General features: G+C 36.5%; 22 protein-coding genes and 1 pseudogene. 10 read left to right on the top strand and 13 right to left on the bottom strand.

All coding sequences use genetic code 11. The features are described from left to right. The first annotated feature begins 25 nt into the window (after nt 1-25). Nucleotides 26-781 (top strand): class I SAM-dependent methyltransferase, encoded by a 756-nt coding sequence (locus ACFSAV_RS02465; protein ID WP_379095800.1) that lies wholly within the window; start codon nt 26-28, stop codon nt 779-781. 4 nt (nt 782-785) lie between these two features. On the opposite strand, the gene recF is transcribed toward ACFSAV_RS02465, so the two are convergent. From recF to dnaA, 3 genes are read right to left on the bottom strand one after another with little or no spacing between them, the layout of a single operon-like run. Continuing rightward, nucleotides 786-1862 (bottom strand): DNA replication/repair protein RecF, encoded by a 1077-nt coding sequence (recF, locus tag ACFSAV_RS02460; protein WP_101774501.1) that lies wholly within the window; start codon nt 1860-1862, stop codon nt 786-788. An 18-nt stretch (nt 1863-1880) separates the two neighbouring features. Next, nucleotides 1881-2981 (bottom strand): DNA polymerase III subunit beta, encoded by a 1101-nt coding sequence (dnaN, locus tag ACFSAV_RS02455; protein WP_101774500.1) that lies wholly within the window; start codon nt 2979-2981, stop codon nt 1881-1883. A 12-nt stretch (nt 2982-2993) separates the two neighbouring features. Then, nucleotides 2994-4346 (bottom strand): chromosomal replication initiator protein DnaA, encoded by a 1353-nt coding sequence (gene dnaA / locus ACFSAV_RS02450; RefSeq protein WP_379095796.1) that lies wholly within the window; start codon nt 4344-4346, stop codon nt 2994-2996. 328 nt (nt 4347-4674) lie between these two features. Here dnaA and rpmH point away from each other — a divergent pair, with 328 nt between their 5' ends. The 5 genes from rpmH (at nt 4675) to mnmE (ending at nt 8476) form a co-directional block, all read left to right on the top strand. Further along, nucleotides 4675-4809, top strand: a complete 135-nt coding sequence (gene rpmH, locus ACFSAV_RS02445) for a 50S ribosomal protein L34 (RefSeq protein ID WP_005539760.1) — start codon at nt 4675-4677, stop codon at nt 4807-4809. A gap of 16 nt (nt 4810-4825) precedes the next feature. Further along, entirely contained in the window at nt 4826-5185 is a 360-nt protein-coding gene (gene rnpA, locus ACFSAV_RS02440; RefSeq protein ID WP_101774498.1) for a ribonuclease P protein component, read from the top strand. Then, the gene (gene yidD, locus ACFSAV_RS02435; protein WP_379095793.1) at nt 5149-5409 is read left to right on the top strand and encodes a membrane protein insertion efficiency factor YidD; all 261 of its coding nucleotides are present in this window, start codon (nt 5149-5151) and stop codon (nt 5407-5409) included. Before rnpA ends, yidD begins: the two co-directional genes overlap by 37 nt. Beyond that, nucleotides 5409-7034: a membrane protein insertase YidC gene (gene yidC / locus ACFSAV_RS02430; RefSeq protein ID WP_379095790.1), complete on the top strand. Its 1626-nt coding sequence runs from the start codon at nt 5409-5411 to the stop codon at nt 7032-7034. The genes yidD and yidC overlap by 1 nt, the downstream gene beginning before the upstream one ends. Before the next feature lie 83 nt (nt 7035-7117). Then, nucleotides 7118-8476, top strand: a complete 1359-nt coding sequence (gene mnmE, locus ACFSAV_RS02425; RefSeq protein WP_379095787.1) for a tRNA uridine-5-carboxymethylaminomethyl(34) synthesis GTPase MnmE — start codon at nt 7118-7120, stop codon at nt 8474-8476. Nucleotides 8477-8569: 93 nt separating this feature from the next. Here the strand turns inward: mnmE and ACFSAV_RS02420 are convergent, their stop codons facing one another. The 3 genes from ACFSAV_RS02420 to ACFSAV_RS02410 all read right to left on the bottom strand — a co-directional run bounded on the left by ACFSAV_RS02420 (nt 8570) and on the right by ACFSAV_RS02410 (nt 11641). Then, entirely contained in the window at nt 8570-9967 is a 1398-nt protein-coding gene (locus tag ACFSAV_RS02420) for a DASS family sodium-coupled anion symporter (protein WP_101774494.1), read from the bottom strand. Nucleotides 9968-10184: 217 nt separating this feature from the next. After that, nucleotides 10185-10685 carry a ribonuclease E activity regulator RraA gene (gene rraA, locus ACFSAV_RS02415; RefSeq protein ID WP_101774493.1) on the bottom strand — a complete coding sequence of 167 codons (501 nt, stop codon included), beginning with the start codon at nt 10683-10685 and terminating at the stop codon, nt 10185-10187. A gap of 50 nt (nt 10686-10735) precedes the next feature. Beyond that, a complete protein-coding gene (locus ACFSAV_RS02410; protein ID WP_379095783.1) occupies nt 10736-11641 on the bottom strand; it encodes a 1,4-dihydroxy-2-naphthoate polyprenyltransferase in 906 nt (301 codons plus the stop codon). 105 nt (nt 11642-11746) lie between these two features. Here ACFSAV_RS02410 and tsaA point away from each other — a divergent pair, with 105 nt between their 5' ends. After that, a complete protein-coding gene (gene tsaA / locus ACFSAV_RS02405; RefSeq protein ID WP_379095780.1) occupies nt 11747-12481 on the top strand; it encodes a tRNA (N6-threonylcarbamoyladenosine(37)-N6)-methyltransferase TrmO in 735 nt (244 codons plus the stop codon). Between the two features lie 46 nt (nt 12482-12527). Here tsaA and ACFSAV_RS02400 read toward each other — a convergent pair whose 3' ends face one another. Continuing rightward, on the bottom strand, nt 12528-12905 hold the full coding sequence (locus tag ACFSAV_RS02400; RefSeq protein WP_101774490.1) for a YgiW/YdeI family stress tolerance OB fold protein: 378 nt from the start codon (nt 12903-12905) through the stop codon (nt 12528-12530). A gap of 198 nt (nt 12906-13103) precedes the next feature. Between ACFSAV_RS02400 and ACFSAV_RS02395 the strand changes: the two are divergent. After that, nucleotides 13104-13951 (top strand): annotated as a pseudogene (locus tag ACFSAV_RS02395) (DUF817 domain-containing protein). A gap of 57 nt (nt 13952-14008) precedes the next feature. On the opposite strand, the gene typA reads toward ACFSAV_RS02395, so the two are convergent. Next, nucleotides 14009-15859: a translational GTPase TypA gene (typA, locus tag ACFSAV_RS02390; RefSeq protein WP_379095777.1), complete on the bottom strand. Its 1851-nt coding sequence runs from the start codon at nt 15857-15859 to the stop codon at nt 14009-14011. 122 nt (nt 15860-15981) lie between these two features. Continuing rightward, nucleotides 15982-16893: an alpha-2,3-sialyltransferase gene (locus tag ACFSAV_RS02385; RefSeq protein ID WP_379095774.1), complete on the bottom strand. Its 912-nt coding sequence runs from the start codon at nt 16891-16893 to the stop codon at nt 15982-15984. 142 nt (nt 16894-17035) lie between these two features. On the opposite strand from ACFSAV_RS02385, the gene glnA reads away from it, so the two are divergent. Both glnA and ACFSAV_RS02375 read left to right on the top strand, forming a co-directional pair. Further along, nucleotides 17036-18454 carry a type I glutamate--ammonia ligase gene (gene glnA, locus ACFSAV_RS02380; RefSeq protein ID WP_379095771.1) on the top strand — a complete coding sequence of 473 codons (1419 nt, stop codon included), beginning with the start codon at nt 17036-17038 and terminating at the stop codon, nt 18452-18454. Between the two features lie 82 nt (nt 18455-18536). Further along, nucleotides 18537-18911 carry a hypothetical protein gene (locus ACFSAV_RS02375; RefSeq protein WP_101774485.1) on the top strand — a complete coding sequence of 125 codons (375 nt, stop codon included), beginning with the start codon at nt 18537-18539 and terminating at the stop codon, nt 18909-18911. Between the two features lie 272 nt (nt 18912-19183). On the opposite strand, the gene rplI is transcribed toward ACFSAV_RS02375, so the two are convergent. From rplI to rpsF, 4 genes are read right to left on the bottom strand one after another with little or no spacing between them, the layout of a single operon-like run. Then, nucleotides 19184-19633: a 50S ribosomal protein L9 gene (gene rplI, locus ACFSAV_RS02370; RefSeq protein WP_379095767.1), complete on the bottom strand. Its 450-nt coding sequence runs from the start codon at nt 19631-19633 to the stop codon at nt 19184-19186. Between the two features lie 19 nt (nt 19634-19652). Next, nucleotides 19653-19880, bottom strand: a complete 228-nt coding sequence (gene rpsR / locus ACFSAV_RS02365; protein WP_005717555.1) for a 30S ribosomal protein S18 — start codon at nt 19878-19880, stop codon at nt 19653-19655. Between the two features lie 12 nt (nt 19881-19892). Next, nucleotides 19893-20219: a primosomal replication protein N gene (gene priB / locus ACFSAV_RS02360; protein WP_379095764.1), complete on the bottom strand. Its 327-nt coding sequence runs from the start codon at nt 20217-20219 to the stop codon at nt 19893-19895. Beyond that, nucleotides 20206-20583, bottom strand: coding sequence for a 30S ribosomal protein S6 (gene rpsF, locus ACFSAV_RS02355; RefSeq protein ID WP_046339564.1), 378 nt, complete (start codon nt 20581-20583; stop codon nt 20206-20208). Before rpsF ends, priB begins: the two co-directional genes overlap by 14 nt. Between the last annotated feature and the right edge of the window lie 53 nt (nt 20584-20636).

The raw sequence follows: 20636 nt of genomic DNA, 5'->3' as shown, positions 1-20636 counted from the left end.
AAAATAATGAGTAAAGGAGTAAAAAATGGGAAAAGAAGAAGTTGGGCATAATTTCCTCGCACGTTTGGGTAAAACACGTTTACGTCCAGGTGGTCGCAAGGCAACAGATTGGCTAATTGCAAACGGTGACTTTGATGCGAATAAAAAAGTATTAGAAGTTGCTTGTAATATGGCAACAACAGCAATTGGTTTAGCCAAACAATATGGCTGCCATATTGAAGGTGTCGATTTAGATGAAAATGCGCTAGAAAAAGCACGTGAAAATATTACTAATGAAGGGCTACAAGATTTAATTCATGTACAACGTGCTAACGCGATGAAATTGCCTTTTGAAGACAATAGTTTCGATATCGTAATTAATGAAGCCATGCTGACAATGCTGCCTATTGAAGCCAAACAGAAAGCAATCAAAGAATATCTTCGCGTACTCAAACCAAATGGCTTTTTATTAACTCATGATGTCATGTTAGTTGGTGATAACCATCAACAAATTCTGGAAAATATGCGCAGCGCAATTAATGTCACAGTCACCCCATTAACAAAAGAAGGTTGGAAAGCGCTATTTAATGAATGTGGGTTTCGTAATGTAGATACTTATTCAGGCGAAATGACGCTCTTATCACCAACGGGTCTTATTCATGATGAAGGAGTACTTGGTACTTTTAAAATTATTAAAAATGCGCTGAAATCAGAAAATCGTGAACAGTTTAAACGTATGTTTAAAACATTCAATGATCCAAAAGATAAATTACACTTTATCGCCGTATGTAGCCAAAAATAAACACTTAAATGGGTAAAATGCAACCATCCTCTACACGAAAAGTGCAGTGCTGTTCTGGTTGCATTTGTTTTAATTGAGATTCTGTAATTGCAGTCACAAAAACTTGTGATCCACTTTTTTTCAAACGTTCCGCTAATAAAGCTCGCTTATATTCATCTAATTCAGAAGCAAAATCGTCAATCAAAAAGAGGCAATGACGTTGCTTCTGATTCATCAAATGCTCGCCTTGTGCCAAACGTAAAGCACACATAAGTAGTTTTAATTGTCCACGTGAAAGTACATCTTCTACAGGCAAACTGTTTACTTTAAAACGAAAATCTGCCTTTTGTGGACCAGAAACAGTGTAACCAATTGCACGATCACGTTCAAAGCTTTGTGCAAGTAACTCCGCATAATCACGTTCTTTTTCCCATCCTTGATGAAAGCTCACGCCGATTTCTAATTCAGGTAAAAATAACTGACAGGTTTTCTCAATTTCTGGTCGCAACGCTTCTGCGTATTCTGCTCGCCATTCACTCACTTGAGCAGCTAATTTGACTAACTCAATATCCCAAATCGCTAATTGAGGATAACTTGTCACTTGTTGTAACGCCGCATTACGTTGTTTTAATAAACGATTTAAATTTACCCAAGCAAGATGGAAATGATTATGATGATGGAATAACCCCCAATCAAGAAAAGCACGTCGGTAGCTCGGTCCACCATTTAATAAAGTTAACCCTTCGGGAGTAATAAGCTGCATCGGCAATAAATGAGCAAGATCGGAAATTTTATTCCCATCTTCCCCATTAATTTTGACGATACTATTGCCCTGCCGTGTTTTTTGTAAGCCAACTGACCATTGATGTTGCCGTTCTTGGATTTTAGCATGCAAAGTAAAATGTGGCTGTTCATACGAAATTATGCGATTACTGACCGCACTTTTAAAGGATCGACCATGCCCAAGATAGAAAATCGCTTCTAATAAACTGGTTTTCCCACTGCCGTTATTCCCTACTAAAAAGTTAAAGCCGTGATCTAATTCAAGATCCACGGCTGTTAAATTTCTAAAATTTTCAATCAGTAAGCGAGAAATAGCCATAAAGACAATAAAACTTAACTATAAACGCATAGGCATAATGACATATTCAGCGCTCGCATCTTCACAATCTTCAATTAAGCAGCTTGAAGAGGCATCTGTTAAACGCATACGCACTTGACTACATTTCAATGCGTTAAGCACATCCAAAATGTAACTAACATTAAAGCCCACTTCCATTTCCTCACCACCATAAGATACATCAATGATTTCTTCTGCAACTTCTTGTTCTGGATTAGTTGCCGTGATCTTAAGTTGGTTTTCACTCAACTGTAAACGTACGCTACGAAAACGTTCATTAGATAAAATTGCTGCACGTACAAAGGCTTGTTTTAGTAAATCCCAGTCTGCTTCAAGAATACGTGTTGCATTACGTGGTAAAACACGACGATAATCAGGAAAACGGCCATCAATCAATTTTGAAGTAAAAATAATATTCCCTAATTCAATACGCAAATTGTTGGTACCGATCTGTAAACGTGCTGGCAAATCAGCATTTTCCAGTAAGCGTGCTAATTCCAATACCCCTTTACGCGGCACAATAACAGAATGATTCTGTAAATCTTGCTCTAAAGCAATAGTACAAACTGCTAGGCGATGACCATCTGTAGCCACCGTACGTAATAAATTCCCTTCGGTTTCAAACTTCATACCATTTAAAAAATAACGCGCATCTTGGTTTGCCATAGAAAACTGAGTAGCATCAATTAAGCGGCGTAATGTGCTTTGTTCAATGGTAAAATCAACCTCAGATTGCCAATCTGTTAAATTTGGATACTCTTCTGCTGGCAATGTTGAAAGATTAAATTTACTACGCCCCGATTTTACAATTGCGCGGTCTTCTTCAAAACTGACAGAAATTTCTGAACCTTCAGGTAAACTACGACATATATCTAAAAATTTTTTCGCTGGAATCGTAAAGCTACCTTGTTGAGGTGAACTTAATAACTCAGTTTGAGTTGACAGCTCAACTTCTAAATCTGTACCAGTAATGACTAAACTATCCGCATGAATTTGCAGCAATACATTATTTAATACAGGAATATTCGGGCGACTGCTCAATACACCACAAACTTGTTGCAATGGCTTTAATAGATTTTCTCTTGAAACAATAAACTGCATATTTTCCCCTTTTTACACAGATAGTGTGCGAATTAAATTTGACCAATCTTCTTGCAAAGAATGTTCCTGCTCCCTTAATTCAGCAATTTTTCGACAAGCATGCAATACTGTTGTATGATCTTTATCACCAAAATTCTTACCAATTTCTGGCAAGCTCCGATTTGTTAATTCCTTTGATAGTGCCATCGCTAATTGCCTCGGGCGGGCAATGGAACGAGAACGGCTTTTTCCTTTCAAGTCAGAGACTTTAATCCGATAATATTCTGCGACCACTTTCTGAATATTTTCAACTGTCACAAGCTTATCTTGTAACGCCAACATATCCTTTAACGTTTCTCGCACAAAATCAATCGTAATTGGCGCGCCCATAAATTCTGCATTCGCGCTCACTCGATTTAATGCCCCTTCTAAATCACGTACATTGGTACGTAATTTTTGTCCGATGAAAAATGCCACTTCTTCAGGTAAATAAATATTCTTTTCTTCAGCTTTTTTTAGCAGAATAGCAACACGAGTTTCTAATTCTGGAGGTTCGATCGCTGTGGTTAAACCCCAACCAAAACGTGATTTTAAACGTTCTTCGAGCTTTTCAATTTCTTTTGGATAACGGTCAGAAGTCAAAATAATTTGACGCCCAGTATCAAATAAACTATTAAAAATATGGAAAAATTCTTCTTGTGTTTTCTCTTTCTCTGCGAAAAATTGAATGTCATCGACTAACAACGCATCTAAAGAACGGTAGAATTTTTTAAATTCATCCATTTTATTATCGCGCACGGCATTGACCATTTGCTGCATAAAATTATTAGCATGAATATAGAGCACGCGTGCATTGGGGTTACGTAATAAGATGCCATTACCAATTGCATGTAATAAGTGCGTTTTACCTAAACCCGTTCCACCATATAGAAATAATGGATTAGAGCTTTGTTCACCGGGATTATCCGCGACTTTTTGTGCAACAGCACGCGCTAATTGGTTAGATTTACCTTCAACAAAATTTTCAAATAGATGCTTGGGATTTAAATAAGAACGAATTACCATTTGTGGCTTTTCGTCTTTGTTAACCTTAGATTGTTTATTTTCAGCTTGGATAGGTTTTACTTCAGGTTTCACTCCCACTCTCACTTGAACCACTAATTCAGCCTGCCCACTTAACTCTTGTGCCACTTTGGTTAATTGTGCTAAATAACTTTCATCCACTTTCTGCTTAATAAATACATTTGAAGCATACAAAACAATCATATTTGGCGCACTAAAATCTGCCTGTAACGGACGTAGCCATGTACTAAAATCCGTCAGTGAAATTTGGTCTTGCAGCTGTAATAGGCATTCTTGCCAAAGGGAAGACAGGTCTGGTTTCATATTCTATTATCGTTATAGTTAAAAATTTATTGAAAGAAATTCCGCCAAAAGCGCGGTTTTAAGAAAGTCAATTCTACAATAAACTCGGCTAAAGATCTGCATTTAAGGCTTAAAAAAAACGAAAAAGGTTGCTTGAGATTTTCACTAAAAACCGTATAATTTCGACCGCACTTTTGCTTTTTACTAGGAAAACTGAGATTTATTTACTCATTTTGCCTATTCTAATTTGACGAACGTTGAATTTATGATTACAATTCCGTTCCTTAATTTTATTAATCCTTGTTTTCAAGATTACTGAACAATTTTTTGATTTAGGTAAATTATAGTTATGAAACGTACATTTCAACCATCAGTATTAAAACGTAGCCGTACACACGGTTTCCGTGCGCGTATGGCGACAAAAAACGGCCGTCAAGTTTTAGCTCGTCGTCGTGCTAAAGGTCGCAAATCGTTATCGGCATAATCCACACACTATTAGTGTGATTAAGCTGAATTTTTCGAGGGAGTTACGTTTGTTAACTCCCATTCATTTTAAATACGTCTTTGAACAGCCGTTCCGTGCTAGTACGCCTGAAATCACTATTCTTGCCCGTCCAAATAACCTTTCACACCCACGTTTAGGTCTTACTGTTGCGAAAAAACATTTAAAAAGAGCGCATGAGCGTAACCGTGTTAAACGTTTATGCCGTGAAAGTTTTCGTTTATTACAACACAAACTTCCTCATTACGATTTTGTGATTGTAGCAAAACAAGGTATAGGCAGGTTAGATAACCGTACTTTGAATCAAACACTGGATAAATTATGGCAACGACATATTCGTTTGGCTCAAAAATCTTGATTGGATTAATTCGTATTTACCAAGTTGTCATTAGTCCACTTATTGGTCCTCGCTGTCGTTTTACCCCGACTTGCTCTTGTTATGGCATTGAAGCATTAAAAACACATGGTGCAATAAAAGGGAGTTGGCTTACACTAAAACGTATATTAAAATGTCATCCTTTAACCGAGGGTGGATACGATCCAGTTCCACCAAAGATCAATAACAAAAAAGAGAAAAAATAATGGACTCAAGACGTAGCCTGTTAGTCATCGCACTACTCTTCATTTCTTTTCTTGTTTATCAGCAATGGCAGCTTGATTATCACACACCAAAGCCTATTGCAACTGAACAAGTAAAAGTTTCTTCCGACGTGCCTGCAAGTTCAGCCTCATCAACATCAGATATTTCTACTGCTACACAAATGCAGGGACGTATTATTACGTTAGAAAATGATGTTTTCCGTTTACAAGTTGATACATTAGGTGGTGATGTTATTAGTTCTGAATTATTAAAATATGATGCAGAGCTAAACTCAAATACACCATTTACTTTATTAACAAATAAACCTAATCATGTATATATCGCGCAAAGTGGTTTAGTGGGTAAAGATGGTATTGATACTAAAGCTGGGCGTGCTAACTATCAAGTTGAGAGCGATGTATTTAAACTTGCAGAAGATCAAAACGAGCTTGTTGTTCCATTTGTATTTGAAAAAGAAGGCATCACTTATCGTAAGATTTTCGTTCTAAAACGCAGTGCTTATGATGTTGCTGTTAACTTTGAAATTAATAACCAAAGTGGTAACAATATTGAAGTTGAGCCTTATGGTCAATTACGCCATACTTTAGTTGAAGATACAGGTAATGTTGCAATGCCAACCTATACTGGTGGTGCATATTCTTCTTCTGAAACTAATTATAAAAAGTATAGTTTTGATGATATGCAAAAAGCCAACCTTGCGATTTCAACAAAAGCGGGTTGGGTTGCAGTATTACAACATTACTTTGTATCCGCTTGGATCCCAAATCAAGATGCTGACAATCAACTTTACAGCTTAACAGATAAAGCCAATAATCTTGTGTCTATTGGTTATCGTGGTCCAGCGACAGTTATCCCAACGGGCGCAACAGAAACGATTAAAAGTACGCTTTGGACAGGCCCAAAACTACAAAATGAAATGGCAACAGTTGCAAATCATTTAGATTTAAGTGTTGACTATGGTTGGGCATGGTTCATTGCTAAACCATTATTCTGGTTACTTACATTCATCCAGAGCATTGTACAAAACTGGGGCCTTGCTATCATTGGTGTTACTTTAGTGGTCAAAGCATTACTATATCCATTAACCAAAGCACAATATACTTCTATGGCTAAAATGCGTATGCTTCAGCCAAAATTACAAGAAATGCGCGAGCGTTTTGGTGAAGATCGTCAACGTATGAGTCAAGAGATGATGAAATTGTACAAAGATGAGAAAGTAAACCCATTAGGTGGTTGTTTACCAATTCTACTTCAAATGCCAATTTTCATTGCATTATATTGGACATTCTTAGAAGCAGTAGAATTACGTCATGCTCCATTCTTCGGTTGGATTCAAGACCTATCTGCACAAGATCCATACTATATCTTGCCAATTTTAATGGGAGCATCAATGTTCTTATTGCAAAAAATGTCGCCAACGCCAGTAGCTGATCCAACACAGCAAAAAGTAATGAACTTTATGCCAATATTATTTACAGGATTCTTCCTATTCTTCCCATCTGGCTTAGTGCTATACTGGTTAGTATCCAACTTGATTACTATTGCCCAGCAACAGCTCATTTATCGAGGCTTAGAGAAAAAAGGTTTACATTCTCGCCATAAATAAACTGAGCTAAATGAATCTAAAAGGCATCAATTTGGTGCCTTTTGTTTTAATACTAAAGTGCGGTCATTTTTAAGAGAATTTTTATGAAAGAAACTATCGTTGCACAAGCAACTGCACCTGGTCGTGGTGGCATTGGGATTCTACGCGTATCTGGCCCTAAAGCTATCGAAGTGGCAAATGCAGTATTAGGTAAATGTCCCAAACCACGTATAGCAGATTATTTACCTTTTAAAGATCTTGATGGCACAATATTAGATCAAGGCATTGCACTTTATTTCAAATCACCTCATTCATTTACTGGTGAAGACGTACTAGAATTACAAGGCCATGGCGGTCAAATAGTCCTTGATCTCCTACTTAAACGCATTTTACAAATCGATGGATTACGTTTAGCACGTCCTGGTGAATTCTCTGAACAAGCATTCCTAAATGATAAGCTTGATTTAGCCCAAGCAGAGGCTATTGCAGACTTAATTGATGCAAGTTCTGAACAAGCTGCACGTTCAGCTTTGAAATCTTTACAAGGTGAATTTTCCAAAAAAGTAAATCAACTAGTAGATAGTGTGATTTATTTACGAACATATGTAGAAGCTGCAATTGATTTCCCAGATGAAGAAATCGATTTTTTAGCGGATGGCAAAATTGAAGCGCATCTAAATGAAATTATTGCTCAACTAGATAAAGTATGTTCTGAAGCCAAGCAAGGCTCAATTCTACGTGAAGGAATGAAAGTTGTTATTGCTGGTCGACCTAATGCAGGTAAATCAAGTTTATTAAATGCGTTAGCAGGACGTGAAGCTGCTATTGTTACTGATATTGCTGGGACAACACGTGATGTGTTACGTGAGCATATTCATATTGATGGCATGCCATTGCATATTATCGATACAGCGGGCTTACGTGAAGCAACTGATGAAGTTGAACGTATTGGTATTGTGCGCGCATGGAGTGAAATTGAACAAGCAGATCGGATTTTGCTCATGTTGGACAGTACAGAGCCTAATAACCAAGATTTAGAGAATGTACGGGCAGAATTTTTAACTAAGCTCCCAACAACAATTCCAGTGACAATTGTACGTAATAAAGCAGATTTAAGCGGTGAAACAGAAGCATTAAAAAAACAAGATGGTTACACTGTGGTAACACTCTCAGCTAAAACACAGCAAGGCATCGATTTACTGCGTGAACACTTGAAGCAATCTATGGGCTATCAAACAAGTATGGAAGGTGGTTTCCTTGCTCGTCGTCGCCATTTAGAAGCCCTCGAAAAAGCGGCAGAACATTTACAACAAGGCTATATTCAACTGACTCAATTCTACGCAGGCGAGCTATTAGCAGAAGAATTACGAATGGTACAAAATCATTTAAGTGAAATTACAGGTCAATTTACTTCGGATGATTTATTAGGCAATATATTCAGTTCATTCTGTATTGGTAAATGATCAACAACAAAGTGCGGTCAAAATTTTAAAAATTCCAACCGCACTTCGTTCTAAACACATCTAACGCGTAACAAATCTTGTTTATTCAATGACTTATCTTGCCAACCAGAAATAATAGCCAATGGTTGCAATCACAAAGACACAAATAATATTCAGTACAACACCTGCTCTTATCATTTCGCTTTGTTTAATATCACCTGTACCAAACACAATTGCATTTGGCGGTGTAGCCACTGGTAACATAAAGGCACAAGATGCTCCTAATCCAATGATTAAGGCTAAACCAAGTTCTGGCATATTCAATGATTGTGCAATTGAGATGAAAATCGGTACCAGTAACGCAGCACTTGCTGTATTGGAAGTAAATTCAGTTAAGAAAATAATAAAGGCAGCGACCACTAAACCAATTAAATAGAAGTGCCCACCATCAATCAAGAATACAATACCATCTGCAAGTACTTTACTTGCGCCAGAATCTCTTAATACTGCACTTAATGTCAAACCACCACCAAATAGCATCAAGACTCCCCAATCCGTATTTTCTTGAATTTGTTTCCAAGTTGCGACGCCTGTCGTACAAATTGCCACAGCCGCTAATAATGCAATTACACTATCAAAACTGGCAATATTCTTTTCTAAACCAAGCAAGCTAGATACTGCAGGATTAATCTTGCTACTGAATACCCAACACAACGCAATAACAACGAAAATCACTAATGTTGTAATGCGTTTACCATTCATTTCAATTGCATCAAATGTTTTTTCAAAATGGACATTTAATTTAGGTTTAAACACAATATAAAGTGTACCAATCATGATTGGCATTAAAATCAACATAATTGGTAAACCATAAGCTAACCAATCAGAAAAGGTTAGATTTAATTGAGAAGCGACAATTGCATTAGGCGGGCTACCTACTAAAGTACCCATCCCACCGATATTGGCACTATAAGCAATACCTAACAAAATAAAAACATAAGTATTATGATTCGCTTCTCTATCCATTTGGCTTAATACACCCATTGCAAGTGGTAACATCATCGCGGCGGTTGCCGTATTACTCATCCACATTGATAAAAACGCGGTAATAGAGAAAAGGTAAATGCTTGCTAGGAACAAGCGACCATTTGCTAATGCCATAATTTTATTGGCAATCATACGATCAAGGTGTTGAATATGTAATGCGGTTGCTAAGGCAAAACCACCAAAGAAAAGGAAAATTGTTGGATTCGCAAATTCAGCAAGAGCGGCTTTAGTTGTGACTAAGCCTAGGCTAATAGCAAGTAAAGGAACAAGTAGTGCTGTTACTGTGACATGTAATGCCTCTGTTAACCAGAGTACAGCAATAAAAACAAGTAATGCTAAACCTTTATTAGCTTTTGCATCAAAAGGTAGCGCATTGAGTAAAACAAAAAATATGACAATATCTAATAGAAAAATAATGGCATTACGATTCAAGCCATTTTTTACTGGGGTCTCTGCGACATTCATAATATTATCCTTCTAAAATAAACAACCAAAAGAGACAAGACTGCTCAGCTTATAAGCAGAATTCATCAGAAAGTTAGCATTATGTTAACAAAAAGCAACAAATTTCTTATGGATTTGTGAACAAACGCATAAAAATGAGCGAATAATAAAAAAGTGCGGTCAAAATTTTAACAATTTTTTAACCGCACTCTTTATTTTTACTTAAAATTAAAATACGCTATTCTTCGCTAAATTCATCAAGTTCTAAAGGTTCTTGAGAAAGGATAATGCCAGTTAAATCAGCATAGACATAATCTTCGGGAAAAAACGTCACACCACCAAAATTAACAGGCACATCAGTTTCACCACTATTATCTCTATCCGCACCAACAGGAATTGGTGCTAAGGCATGAATGCCAATATCAATATTTTCTAATTGTTGAATTTGGCGTACTGCACCATAAACAATAATACCTTCCCAACCATTATCTGCTGCTAATTGAGCTAGCTCCGCATCAATCAACGCTCGGCGTACAGCGCCACCACCATCAATCAGTAATACGCGTCCTTCACCGTTTTCTTCTAAAATTTCTGTAATCAGTCCATTATTTTCAAAGCATTTTACCGTTGTCACTTTACCATAAAAACAACTTACACCGCCAAAACTTGAAAAAATAGGCTCTACTACATCTACTTGATCAAGATAAATATCACAAAGCTCAGAAGTATCAATGTACATAACATTACCTTATTTTGCAGAAAATTAATTTTGTTAGTATATGCCTATTGCTAACTGAGAAGCAAGCCTAAACTAAACAGTCCGTTGATAAGTAACGCAATTAACGACATTTGTGCCAACATTGGGCGTAACGCAAGAGGATCTTTATGCCGATAAACAAAAACTCCATGTTTTATTAACCAAGGCAAAGCTAAAACAAATAAAAAAGCAGTCATCTTTTGCACATAAACGATATTGAAAATACAATAACATGACATCGCAACTATCAATAATAAGCAATGATAACGCCGTCCATTTTCTGTACCGAGACGAACTGCGAGCGTATTTTTTCCAACTTTACGATCTTGCTCAATATCACGCAAATTATTAATATTTAGCACTGCACTGGCCAGTAACCCTGTAGCAATAGCAGGTAACAAAATGGCAAAATTAAGTTGTTGAGCTTGTAAATAATAAGTGCCACCCACCCCTAAAATCCCAAAAAAGAGTAATACAGATAGATCGCCTAACCCCATATAGCCATAGGGTTTTGTTCCCACAGTATAAGTAATTGCCGCAACAACAGCTAATACACCCAATAAACTAAACGCTAACAAATCTGCCATATTTTGATATGCCACAACAATAAGCAAAGCGCCACAACATAAACTTGCAATCGCAACAACAATTAAGCCTATTTTTAGCTGTTCAGCATTGATCATTCCCTGCTGAATTCCTCGCAAAGGACCAATACGCTCCGCAGTATCCGAGCCTTTTTGATGATCACCATAGTCATTAGCAAAATTTGATAAGATTTGTAATAAAATTGTGGTAAGTAAACAAAGTAACGTTATTGTCCAATTGAATTTACCAGACCACGCTGCTAATGCTGCACCAGTAATAATTGAGGCAATGGCAAGCGGCAATGTTTTCGGTCTTGCTGTTTCAATCCACATTCTAACGGCATTTTTTGTCATAAAAATCACTTATAAAAAGAAAAAAGCACGATCTACAGCGCACTTTTGCGTAAAATAGTCATAATTTGCCCTTATTCTACACGAAATCATAATATTAAGGAAAATATGTCTGGCTTATCTCTTACTTTGACCCCTATTGCAATCGTACATAGCCCCTATAAAGAAAAATTTTCTGTGCCACGCCAACCTGATTTAGTACAAGATGGTACTGGAATTATCGAATTACTCCCCCCTTATAACCAACCTGAATGTGTGAGAGGATTAGCACAATTTAGCCATCTATGGATAATTTTTCAATTTAATAAAGTACCAACAGGTAAGTGGAGTCCAACCGTTCGTCCGCCTAGATTAGGAGGTAATCAACGTATTGGTGTTTTTGCCTCACGTTCCACCTATCGTCCTAATCCACTCGGCTTATCAAAAGTTGAATTACGCCATATCGAATGTCAACACGGTAAAGTACTACTGCATTTAGGTGCAATTGATTTAGTTGATGGCACACCTATTTTTGATATCAAACCCTATCTTGCTTATGCAGATAATCAGCCCAACGCCAAATCTGGTTTTGCCCAAGATAAACCTATACACCAATTACACGTCACTTTCAGTGAACAAGCACAAAATACACTACAAAAAATTGAAAAAAATCGACCGCACTTTCAACGTTTTATTACTGAAGTTATTGCACAAGATCCGCGTCCTGCTTACCAACAAAAGAAGTTGTCAGATCGCATCTATGGTATTCGATTACATGAATTTAATGTTCGTTGGAAAATGCAAGAAAATAGCTTAAATGAAGTGATAGTCTTAAATATTGAAGAAGTTACAGTATCGTTGTAAATCAAAGTGCAGTCATACTTAGCAAAAGCTGACTGCACCGAGCAAATTATTTAGAAATATTTTTCACATCGATTTCAGTTCTATTCCACTCTTTATCAACATATCCTTGAATGGTAATTTTATCTGTTGGTTGGATCGTTTGACCTCGCCAAGCACGCTTGCTTACATCAATTTGGACTTCAGTACCTGCGATATCGCGAAACACAAATTCATCATCATCAATTTGTTTGATAATGTGGCCTTCAATCGTAACAGGTGTTTTATCTGCTGAATTTAAAGCCTCTTTTGCTGTTTTTACGACAGTCGAACCATCATAAAAGCCACCTCTCCCTTGTTTACCATCATGCTTAGGTGCAAACCCACCTTGTGCAACAGCAGCGCTTGATACAGCTAATACGGAAACTAATGCGATTAATTTTTTCATAATACATTCCTATATAAATAAAAGTAAGTTGAGTGAGTATTCAAATGGCTTATTGCCTTTTGATGGTTGTATTAAACAATAGAAATATTAAGAAAAGCTTAACAATTACTCAATTGAGTGTTTTTTATTCAAAAAATCGCTACTTATGAATTTTCTCTTTTATAATATCGATAAACTCTACTTCAAATTGAGATAAGAATGTTAAATAAAATTGATCGCTGGTTAACTCAACAACTCCCCGCACCCCATCTTACAGGCATCAAACGCTTTAATATTGAATTTTTATTTTTTGGCTTAAAAGAAATACGCGCTTGCCTATTTGCAGGATTATTTTTTATCGCCATGTTTATCACACCAAAATCAGGGCTACTTGGTTTGCCACGTTATGATGTATTGCTGATTTTCGCTATTCTTGTGCAACTCATTATGTTTTATACAAAATTTGAAACAGTAGATGAAATCAAATCCATTACTTTGTTTCACTTTATCGGTTTTATACTAGAACTTTTTAAAACCTCAAGTAGCATTCAATCTTGGTCCTATCCTGATTTTGCTTACAGCAAAGTATTTGGTGTACCCTTATTTACAGGCTTTATGTATGCTGCTGTTGGTAGCTATATCATTCAAGCTTGGCGCTTATTTGATCTCAAGATAGAAAGCCATCCCCCTTACTTTTTATCTACCCTAACTGCACTTCTCATTTATCTTAACTTTTTCACACACCATTATATTGGGGATTATCGCTGGTATTTAGCCGCTTTTGCCTTAGGATTATATGCAAAAGGACAACTGTATATTTCACCCCTTATGATAAACCTCGCAAAATGCCACTCCTGCTTGCGTTTATGTTAATTGGCTTCTTTATTTGGCTTGCTGAAAATCTAGGCACTTTTATAGGTATCTGGCGCTATCCAAATCAAATCGGTGCGTGGTCAATAGTGCATGTCAGTAAATGGAGTGCTTGGGCATTGTTAGTTGTGATGACTTTTACTATTGTGGCGAACTTAAAGCACATCAAAAAGACCATTCAAGTAGCAAAAGGTTAAAATTTTACAAAAAAAGACCGCACTTAATAGTACGGTCAACGTTGGCAAAATTTTAAATTAGTAAGTACTGGTGCTCGTTGTAGTACGACTTGCACGTTTACGATCCACTTCTGTTAATAATTTTTTACGAATACGAATCGAACTTGGTGTAACTTCAACTAATTCATCATCATCAATAAACTCAATTGCTTGTTCTAAACTGAAACGGACTGGTGGCACTAATACTAAAGCTTCATCTTTACCAGAAGCACGCATATTGGTTAGTTTTTTACCTTGTAAACAGTTTACGGTTAAGTCATTTGAACGACTATGAATACCAATGATTTGTCCCTCGTACACTTCAGTACCGTGATCAATCATCAATTTACCACGCTCTTGTAAACCAAATAGCGCATAGGCAAGTGCTTTACCTGTTGCATTCGAAATAAGAACACCATTTTTACGCTGACCAATTTCGCCTGCTTTGACATCATCATAGTGACTAAAGCTTGAATATAACAAACCTGTACCTGAAGTCATGGTCATAAATTCACCACGGAACCCAATTAAACCACGACTTGGAATAACATATTCTAAACGAGTACGACCTTTACCATCTGGCACCATATCACGGACTTCACCTTTACGAATACCTAAAGCTTCCATGACTGCACCTTGATGTTGTTCTTCAATATCAATCGTTACTTGTTCAAATGGCTCTTGTTTACGACCATCTATTTCTTTATAGATCACACGTGGACGCGATACAGCAAGCTCATAGCCTTCACGGCGCATATTCTCAATTAATACTGAAAGGTGTAATTCACCGCGACCAGATACACGGAACGCATCTGGATCTGGCGTTTCTTCAACACGTAATGCTACGTTATGTACTAACTCTTTATTTAAGCGCTCAAGAATTTGGCGAGAAGTCACATATTTACCTTCTTTACCACAGAACGGTGAAGTATTTACACAGAAGAACATAGTGACCGTTGGTTCATCCACACTTAATGCAGGCAATGCTTCTACATTATTGATATCACAAATCGTATCAGAAATGTTTAATTCGCCTAATCCCGTTAATGCAATAATATCACCAGCATAAGCACGCTCAGTTTCATAACGCTGTAAGCCTAAATGACCTAATACTTGACCAATTTTTCCTGTACGTGCTTTACTTTCAGTATCAATAATTGTCACTGTTTGGTTCGGTTTCACTGAACCACGTTTAATACGCCCAATACCAATGACACCAACATAATTATTATAATCAAGCTGTGAAATTTGCATTTGGAAAGGTTGTTCAAGTTCTACTTTTGGCGGTTCTACATATTTTACGATTGCTTCAAATAATGGTGTCATATCAGATGCCAACTGATCATGCTCTAAACCAGCGACACCATTTAACGCCGAAGCATAAATAATTGGAAAATCTAGCTGCTCATCCGTTGCACCTAAGTTAACAAACAGATCAAAAACTTGATCAACTACCCAATCAGGACGCGCACCGGGACGGTCAACTTTATTAATAACCACAATTGGTTTTAAACCATGAGCAAAAGCTTTTTGCGTCACAAAACGCGTCTGTGGCATTGGACCATCAAAAGCATCTACAATTAATAGCACACAGTCTACCATTGACATTACACGTTCTACTTCACCACCAAAATCCGCATGTCCCGGTGTATCAACGATATTAATACGATAATCATTCCAGTTAATTGCTGTATTTTTGGCTAAAATCGTGATACCACGTTCTTTTTCGATGTCATTAGAATCCATGACACGCTCATCACCATCATTACGTGATGCATCTAACGTGCCTGATTGTTGTAAAAGTTTGTCAACAAGGGTGGTTTTACCATGGTCAACGTGAGCGATAATTGCGATATTACGCAATTTATTGATATCTATTTTATCTGTCATTGAGAAAAATCTTATGTATTGAAAATATGAAAAGTTCTTTTTCTGACCGCACTTCTAGCTAAAAAATGTGCGAAAGGGGCAAGATTATACAATATGCCCCTTCTCTAGTCATTAAAAAACTACTATTTTTCTCTTAAATAATGCTTAATTGCACTTGGCAACTTTATGAAATCTTTGATTATCCGAAATATAAGATTTGCATTTAATCGTTCTTTTTTAGAGTTCACAAATCCTAATTTTTCATATACAAAGTCAGGAGGCAATAATATATCATTTATATAATTTTCTTTTTTAACTGGAATTAAATTAGTTTGACTAGATATATTCTTAGTAGAGGTTGGGAAATGTTCATATAATAAGCTACCAGGTGAAATAGAATAAAAATTAACACCATAATTTTTCTGTAAAAAATATAGTGCTTCAAGATCGGCATCTTTATTATGATAATGAAATTTACTAGAAATGTTTTTAAAATCAGGTAACAAGCTAATTATGTTAGTTTTTTTAGGTTCAAAAGCATAACTTTTGCTATTACTCTCATAAAAATCAATACCTGTTAAATAAATATCAGTATAACCCATTGCTATAGCAACAGCGCACATATAAATACCCGATGTAATTCTCTGACTTTCATATAATTCTTTATAACGGAGATAAATATCAAAATCCGATAATTTAGATAAATATTCTTCATACCCGTTAATCACATCTATGAATAACTTTTTTATATTTTCACTTTTGCTTAAATCTACAGTCGGATGATTAAAAGAGGACAATACAATTTTATCAACAGAATATTCATTATTCTTTCTCAAATGATATAAAGTATAGTATTGCTCTAAAATTACTCCTGGAGTAAAAAAAGCAGCTTTAATCTTTTTACCTAAAAAGTAATGATCCTCAAAATAAAATTGATTACAACGAAAAACATCATAGTTCACAGGTAATAAACTGTAATCAACTTGAGTTAAACTAGCACCATTACCAGCAACCACAACACTCTTACATTCTCGGCTCCTTTCAACCCCGTCCATATCATTCTCCCATACTATACGTTACATATATTTTAAGAGTAACATACATGTGATAAAAACTCGAATTAAAACTAGATTTATACTATAAGTTTTATTATATTCATTAATTCCAAATACTACTCCAAATCTAAGGACTCATTATATGCCAAACACAACTGCCATCGCCAATGTATTCAAGTTAATTGAAGAATACGATATCAAATTTGTCCTACTTCGCTTCACAGATATTAAAGGCAAAGAACACGGTGTTTCCTTGCCAATAAGTCTAGTTGACGAAGATTTATTTGAAGATGGAAAAATGTTTGACGGCTCTTCAGTAGAAGGTTGGAAAGCAATTAATAAAGCCGATATGTTATTAATGCCAATACCTGAAACTGCCGTCGTTGACCCTTTCGCTCAAATTCCAACCCTTTCTCTTCGCTGTAGTATCTATGAGCCAACAACCATGCAAAGCTATGATCGTGATCCTCGTTCAATTGCTATCCGCGCAGAAAATTATATGCGCTCAACAGGAATTGCAGATGAGGCATTCGTAGGTCCTGAACCTGAATTTTTCCTATTTGACGATGTGCGTTTTGATGTTTCGATGAATAGTAATGCTTATTCAGTTGATGATATCGAAGCAAGTTGGAATAGTAATAAACGCTATGAAGATGGTAACAACGGCTACCGTCCATTAAAAAAAGGCGGATATTGTGCCGTTGCCCCTATTGACAGCTCACATGATATCCGTTCTGAAATGTGTCTTATTTTAGAAGAAATGGGATTAGTCATTGAAGCTCATCATCATGAAGTCGCTACCGCTGGTCAAAATGAGATTGCCACGAAATTTAATACCTTAACAAAGAAAGCGGATGAAACCCAAATTTATAAATATGCTGTACAAAATGTTGCCTATGAGCACGGCAAAACTGCTTGTTTCATGCCTAAACCCATTACAGGTGATAATGGTTCTGGAATGCATTGCAACATTTCATTAAGTAAAGCGGGTAAAAATGTCTTCCAAGGAGATAAATATGCAGGTTTATCAGAAACTGCACTGTATTTTATCGGTGGTATCATCAAACATGCTAAAGCATTAAATGCTTTTACTAATCCAACCACTAATTCTTATAAACGTTTAATCCCTGGTTTTGAAGCTCCTGTCTTATTAGCTTATTCTGCAAGCAACCGTACGGCTTCAATTCGTATCCCCGCAGTCACAAACCCGAAAGCGATTCGTATTGAAGCACGTTTCCCTGATGCACTAGCAAACCCATATCTTGCTTTTGCCTCGCTTCTAATGGCTGGATTAGATGGGATTACGAATAAACTTCATCCAGGCGATGCCATGGACAAAAATCTGTATGATTTACCGCCTGAGGAATTACAAAACATCCCTGCGGTTGCCACATCATTAGAAGATGCTCTCAGCGCATTAGCAAAAGATTATGAATTTTTAACGAAAGGAAATGTATTCACTAAAGAGTTCATTGACGCTTTCATCGCTATTAAACGTAAAGAAGTAGAACGTTTAAATATGACGCCCCATCCTGTGGAATTTGAAATGTATTACGCATAGATAAAAAAGACTATTCAATTTCATTATCACTGAAGCTCTCTATAAGAGAGCTAAATTTACGCTAAATTAGGAAGTTACTATTATGTATATCTTTAAAAAATCTATTTCTATCATATTAGCTTGTTCAGTAGCAGGTTGCCTTAGCCTGACTGACGTTGAAATTGGTACTTTAATAGAAGATGAACCAGGTCAATTTAGCAAATTTCGTTGTGAAAATGGCTATAAAGGCTCTATAAAATATAGAAACAATGGTCGAGTAAGCATCGCATTTAGCGATGGTAAGGATAATTATGTCACTTATATTAATAAGATTTCTACTGAATCAGGTACACTCTATGTTAATGATAAAAGAACATTAAAATGGCATGAGCAAAGTGGTACAAACATATTTACTTATCCTGCTCGTGATTATTCTACAACAGGTAAGCTATTAACTACTCGCTGTCAAAAATATTAATTGTAATAAAGTGTATTTTTAACCTTGCGTTATTGAGATTCTTTATTTACTGAGTCAGGTAGAATAAAATATATTTTTATAAATAGACATCATGAATAATTTAATCACTTTTTTACTAAAAATTTCTCCACTACATAAAATAATGGTATTAGATCATAGCCACACAGAGTTGGTATTTTATTTTCTTCATGCTAAAAATTAAATAATTTTTTATTAAACGTAAAATAAAAAAACCCAGCAAACGCTGGGTTTTTAATTTTTACTTCAGAAAATTATTCAGCAACAACGATAACGTTAACTGTTGCAAATACTTCGCCATGAAGTTGGAACTTAACGTCGTGTTCACCTAAAGTACGGAGTGGACCAGTTGATAAACGAACTTCACTTTTAGCCACTTCAACACCCGCTGCTGTTACTGCTTCAGCAACATCACGAGTAGTGATAGAACCGAATAAACGACCTTCATCACCAGCTTTAGATGCGATAGTTACAGAACCTAGTTCTGCTAATTTTGCTGCACGAGCTTTTGCTACAGCTAAAACTTCAGCTGCTTTCGCTTCTAATTCTGCGCGACGCGCTTCGAAATATTCAATGTTAGCTTTAGTTGCCATCACTGCTTTACCCTGTGGGATTAAGAAGTTACGTGCAAAACCTGATTTAACGTTTACTTGATCACCAATGTTACCAAGGTGAGCTACTTTATCTAAAAGAATTACTTGCATTACCGTATCCTCTCTTTAATTACTGATGATTGTCAGTGTACGGAAGTAACGCTAAATAACGTGCACGTTTAATAGCACGAGCTAATTGACGTTGATACTTCGCACGAGTACCGGTAATACGGCTTGGAACAATTTTGCCGCTCTCTGTGATATAGTTCTTTAATGTAGCAACATCTTTATAATCGATTTCAACTACATTTTCCGCTGTAAAACGGCAGAACTTACGACGACGGAAATAACGTGCCATTTGGCTAGTCTCCTAATCTATAAATTCGATTTGCTCGGCATGTAATACTAATTGGCTTAAACCATTTGCGGTCTTATGTGAGCTAACGAAACCCACCACCAAAAGCTGACTGCCGACCGTAATGCTTTGAGTTTTTTCTATTAATTGATTACCACTCACTTGAATTGGCATTTTACACCAAGCCTGCCGGCTTAATCCTGCCTCTTGCTGTATAGAACGGTGTTCTAACAAAAATTGGCAATGCGCAATTCCATTAGGGCTTTTTGTTCGTTTTAATTGACTGGCAACTTGACCCATCAAGGAAAAACGATTATCAATTTTTAAATTACTCTTCAGCATCCTCAAAATCGTTGTTTTCAACTTCAGCTAAAGCTTTACGATCGTCTTTTGCTTTAACCATTGGGGACGCTTCTGTTACGGCGTGCTTAGTACGAATGATTACGTTACGAAGAACTGCGTCGTTGTAACGGAAAGTTGTTTCTAGCTCGTCGATGACTTCTTGAGGCGCTTCTACATTCATTAACACATAATGTGCTTTGTGTAATTTATTGATTGGGTACGCTAATTGGCGACGACCCCAATCTTCTAAGCGATGAATTTGACCGCCAGCTTCTTTTACAGAACCTGTGTAACGTTCAATCATGCCTGGTACTTGTTCGCTTTGGTCCGGATGAACCATAAACACGATTTCGTAGTGTCGCATTACTGCTCCTTACGGGTTAATCAGCCTCTGACTGTTAGACCAGCTACCAATCT

Source organism: Pasteurella oralis, assembly GCF_042681465.1.
Lineage (GTDB): Bacteria > Pseudomonadota > Gammaproteobacteria > Enterobacterales > Pasteurellaceae > Pasteurella > Pasteurella oralis.
This window is presented reverse-complemented; position numbering and strand designations above follow the sequence as displayed.

Coding starts and splice junctions, on each gene's coding strand:
- recF (WP_101774501.1), bottom strand. CDS start 1,862: ATGGCTATTTCTCGCTTACTGATTGAAAATTTTAGAAATTTAACAGCC.
- typA (WP_379095777.1), bottom strand. CDS start 15,859: ATGACAGATAAAATAGATATCAATAAATTGCGTAATATCGCAATTATC.
- ACFSAV_RS02410 (WP_379095783.1), bottom strand. CDS start 11,641: ATGACAAAAAATGCCGTTAGAATGTGGATTGAAACAGCAAGACCGAAA.
- priB (WP_379095764.1), bottom strand. CDS start 20,219: ATGCTGAAGAGTAATTTAAAAATTGATAATCGTTTTTCCTTGATGGGT.
- rplI (WP_379095767.1), bottom strand. CDS start 19,633: ATGCAAGTAATTCTTTTAGATAAAGTAGCTCACCTTGGTAACATTGGT.
- yidD (WP_379095793.1), top strand. CDS start 5,149: ATGGCAACGACATATTCGTTTGGCTCAAAAATCTTGATTGGATTAATT.
- rpmH (WP_005539760.1), top strand. CDS start 4,675: ATGAAACGTACATTTCAACCATCAGTATTAAAACGTAGCCGTACACAC.
- rpsR (WP_005717555.1), bottom strand. CDS start 19,880: ATGGCACGTTATTTCCGTCGTCGTAAGTTCTGCCGTTTTACAGCGGAA.
- ACFSAV_RS02465 (WP_379095800.1), top strand. CDS start 26: ATGGGAAAAGAAGAAGTTGGGCATAATTTCCTCGCACGTTTGGGTAAA.
- rpsF (WP_046339564.1), bottom strand. CDS start 20,583: ATGCGACACTACGAAATCGTGTTTATGGTTCATCCGGACCAAAGCGAA.
- rraA (WP_101774493.1), bottom strand. CDS start 10,685: ATGTACATTGATACTTCTGAGCTTTGTGATATTTATCTTGATCAAGTA.
- tsaA (WP_379095780.1), top strand. CDS start 11,747: ATGTCTGGCTTATCTCTTACTTTGACCCCTATTGCAATCGTACATAGC.
- yidC (WP_379095790.1), top strand. CDS start 5,409: ATGGACTCAAGACGTAGCCTGTTAGTCATCGCACTACTCTTCATTTCT.
- ACFSAV_RS02400 (WP_101774490.1), bottom strand. CDS start 12,905: ATGAAAAAATTAATCGCATTAGTTTCCGTATTAGCTGTATCAAGCGCT.
- ACFSAV_RS02420 (WP_101774494.1), bottom strand. CDS start 9,967: ATGAATGTCGCAGAGACCCCAGTAAAAAATGGCTTGAATCGTAATGCC.
- dnaN (WP_101774500.1), bottom strand. CDS start 2,981: ATGCAGTTTATTGTTTCAAGAGAAAATCTATTAAAGCCATTGCAACAA.
- glnA (WP_379095771.1), top strand. CDS start 17,036: ATGCCAAACACAACTGCCATCGCCAATGTATTCAAGTTAATTGAAGAA.
- ACFSAV_RS02385 (WP_379095774.1), bottom strand. CDS start 16,893: ATGGACGGGGTTGAAAGGAGCCGAGAATGTAAGAGTGTTGTGGTTGCT.
- ACFSAV_RS02375 (WP_101774485.1), top strand. CDS start 18,537: ATGTATATCTTTAAAAAATCTATTTCTATCATATTAGCTTGTTCAGTA.
- dnaA (WP_379095796.1), bottom strand. CDS start 4,346: ATGAAACCAGACCTGTCTTCCCTTTGGCAAGAATGCCTATTACAGCTG.
- mnmE (WP_379095787.1), top strand. CDS start 7,118: ATGAAAGAAACTATCGTTGCACAAGCAACTGCACCTGGTCGTGGTGGC.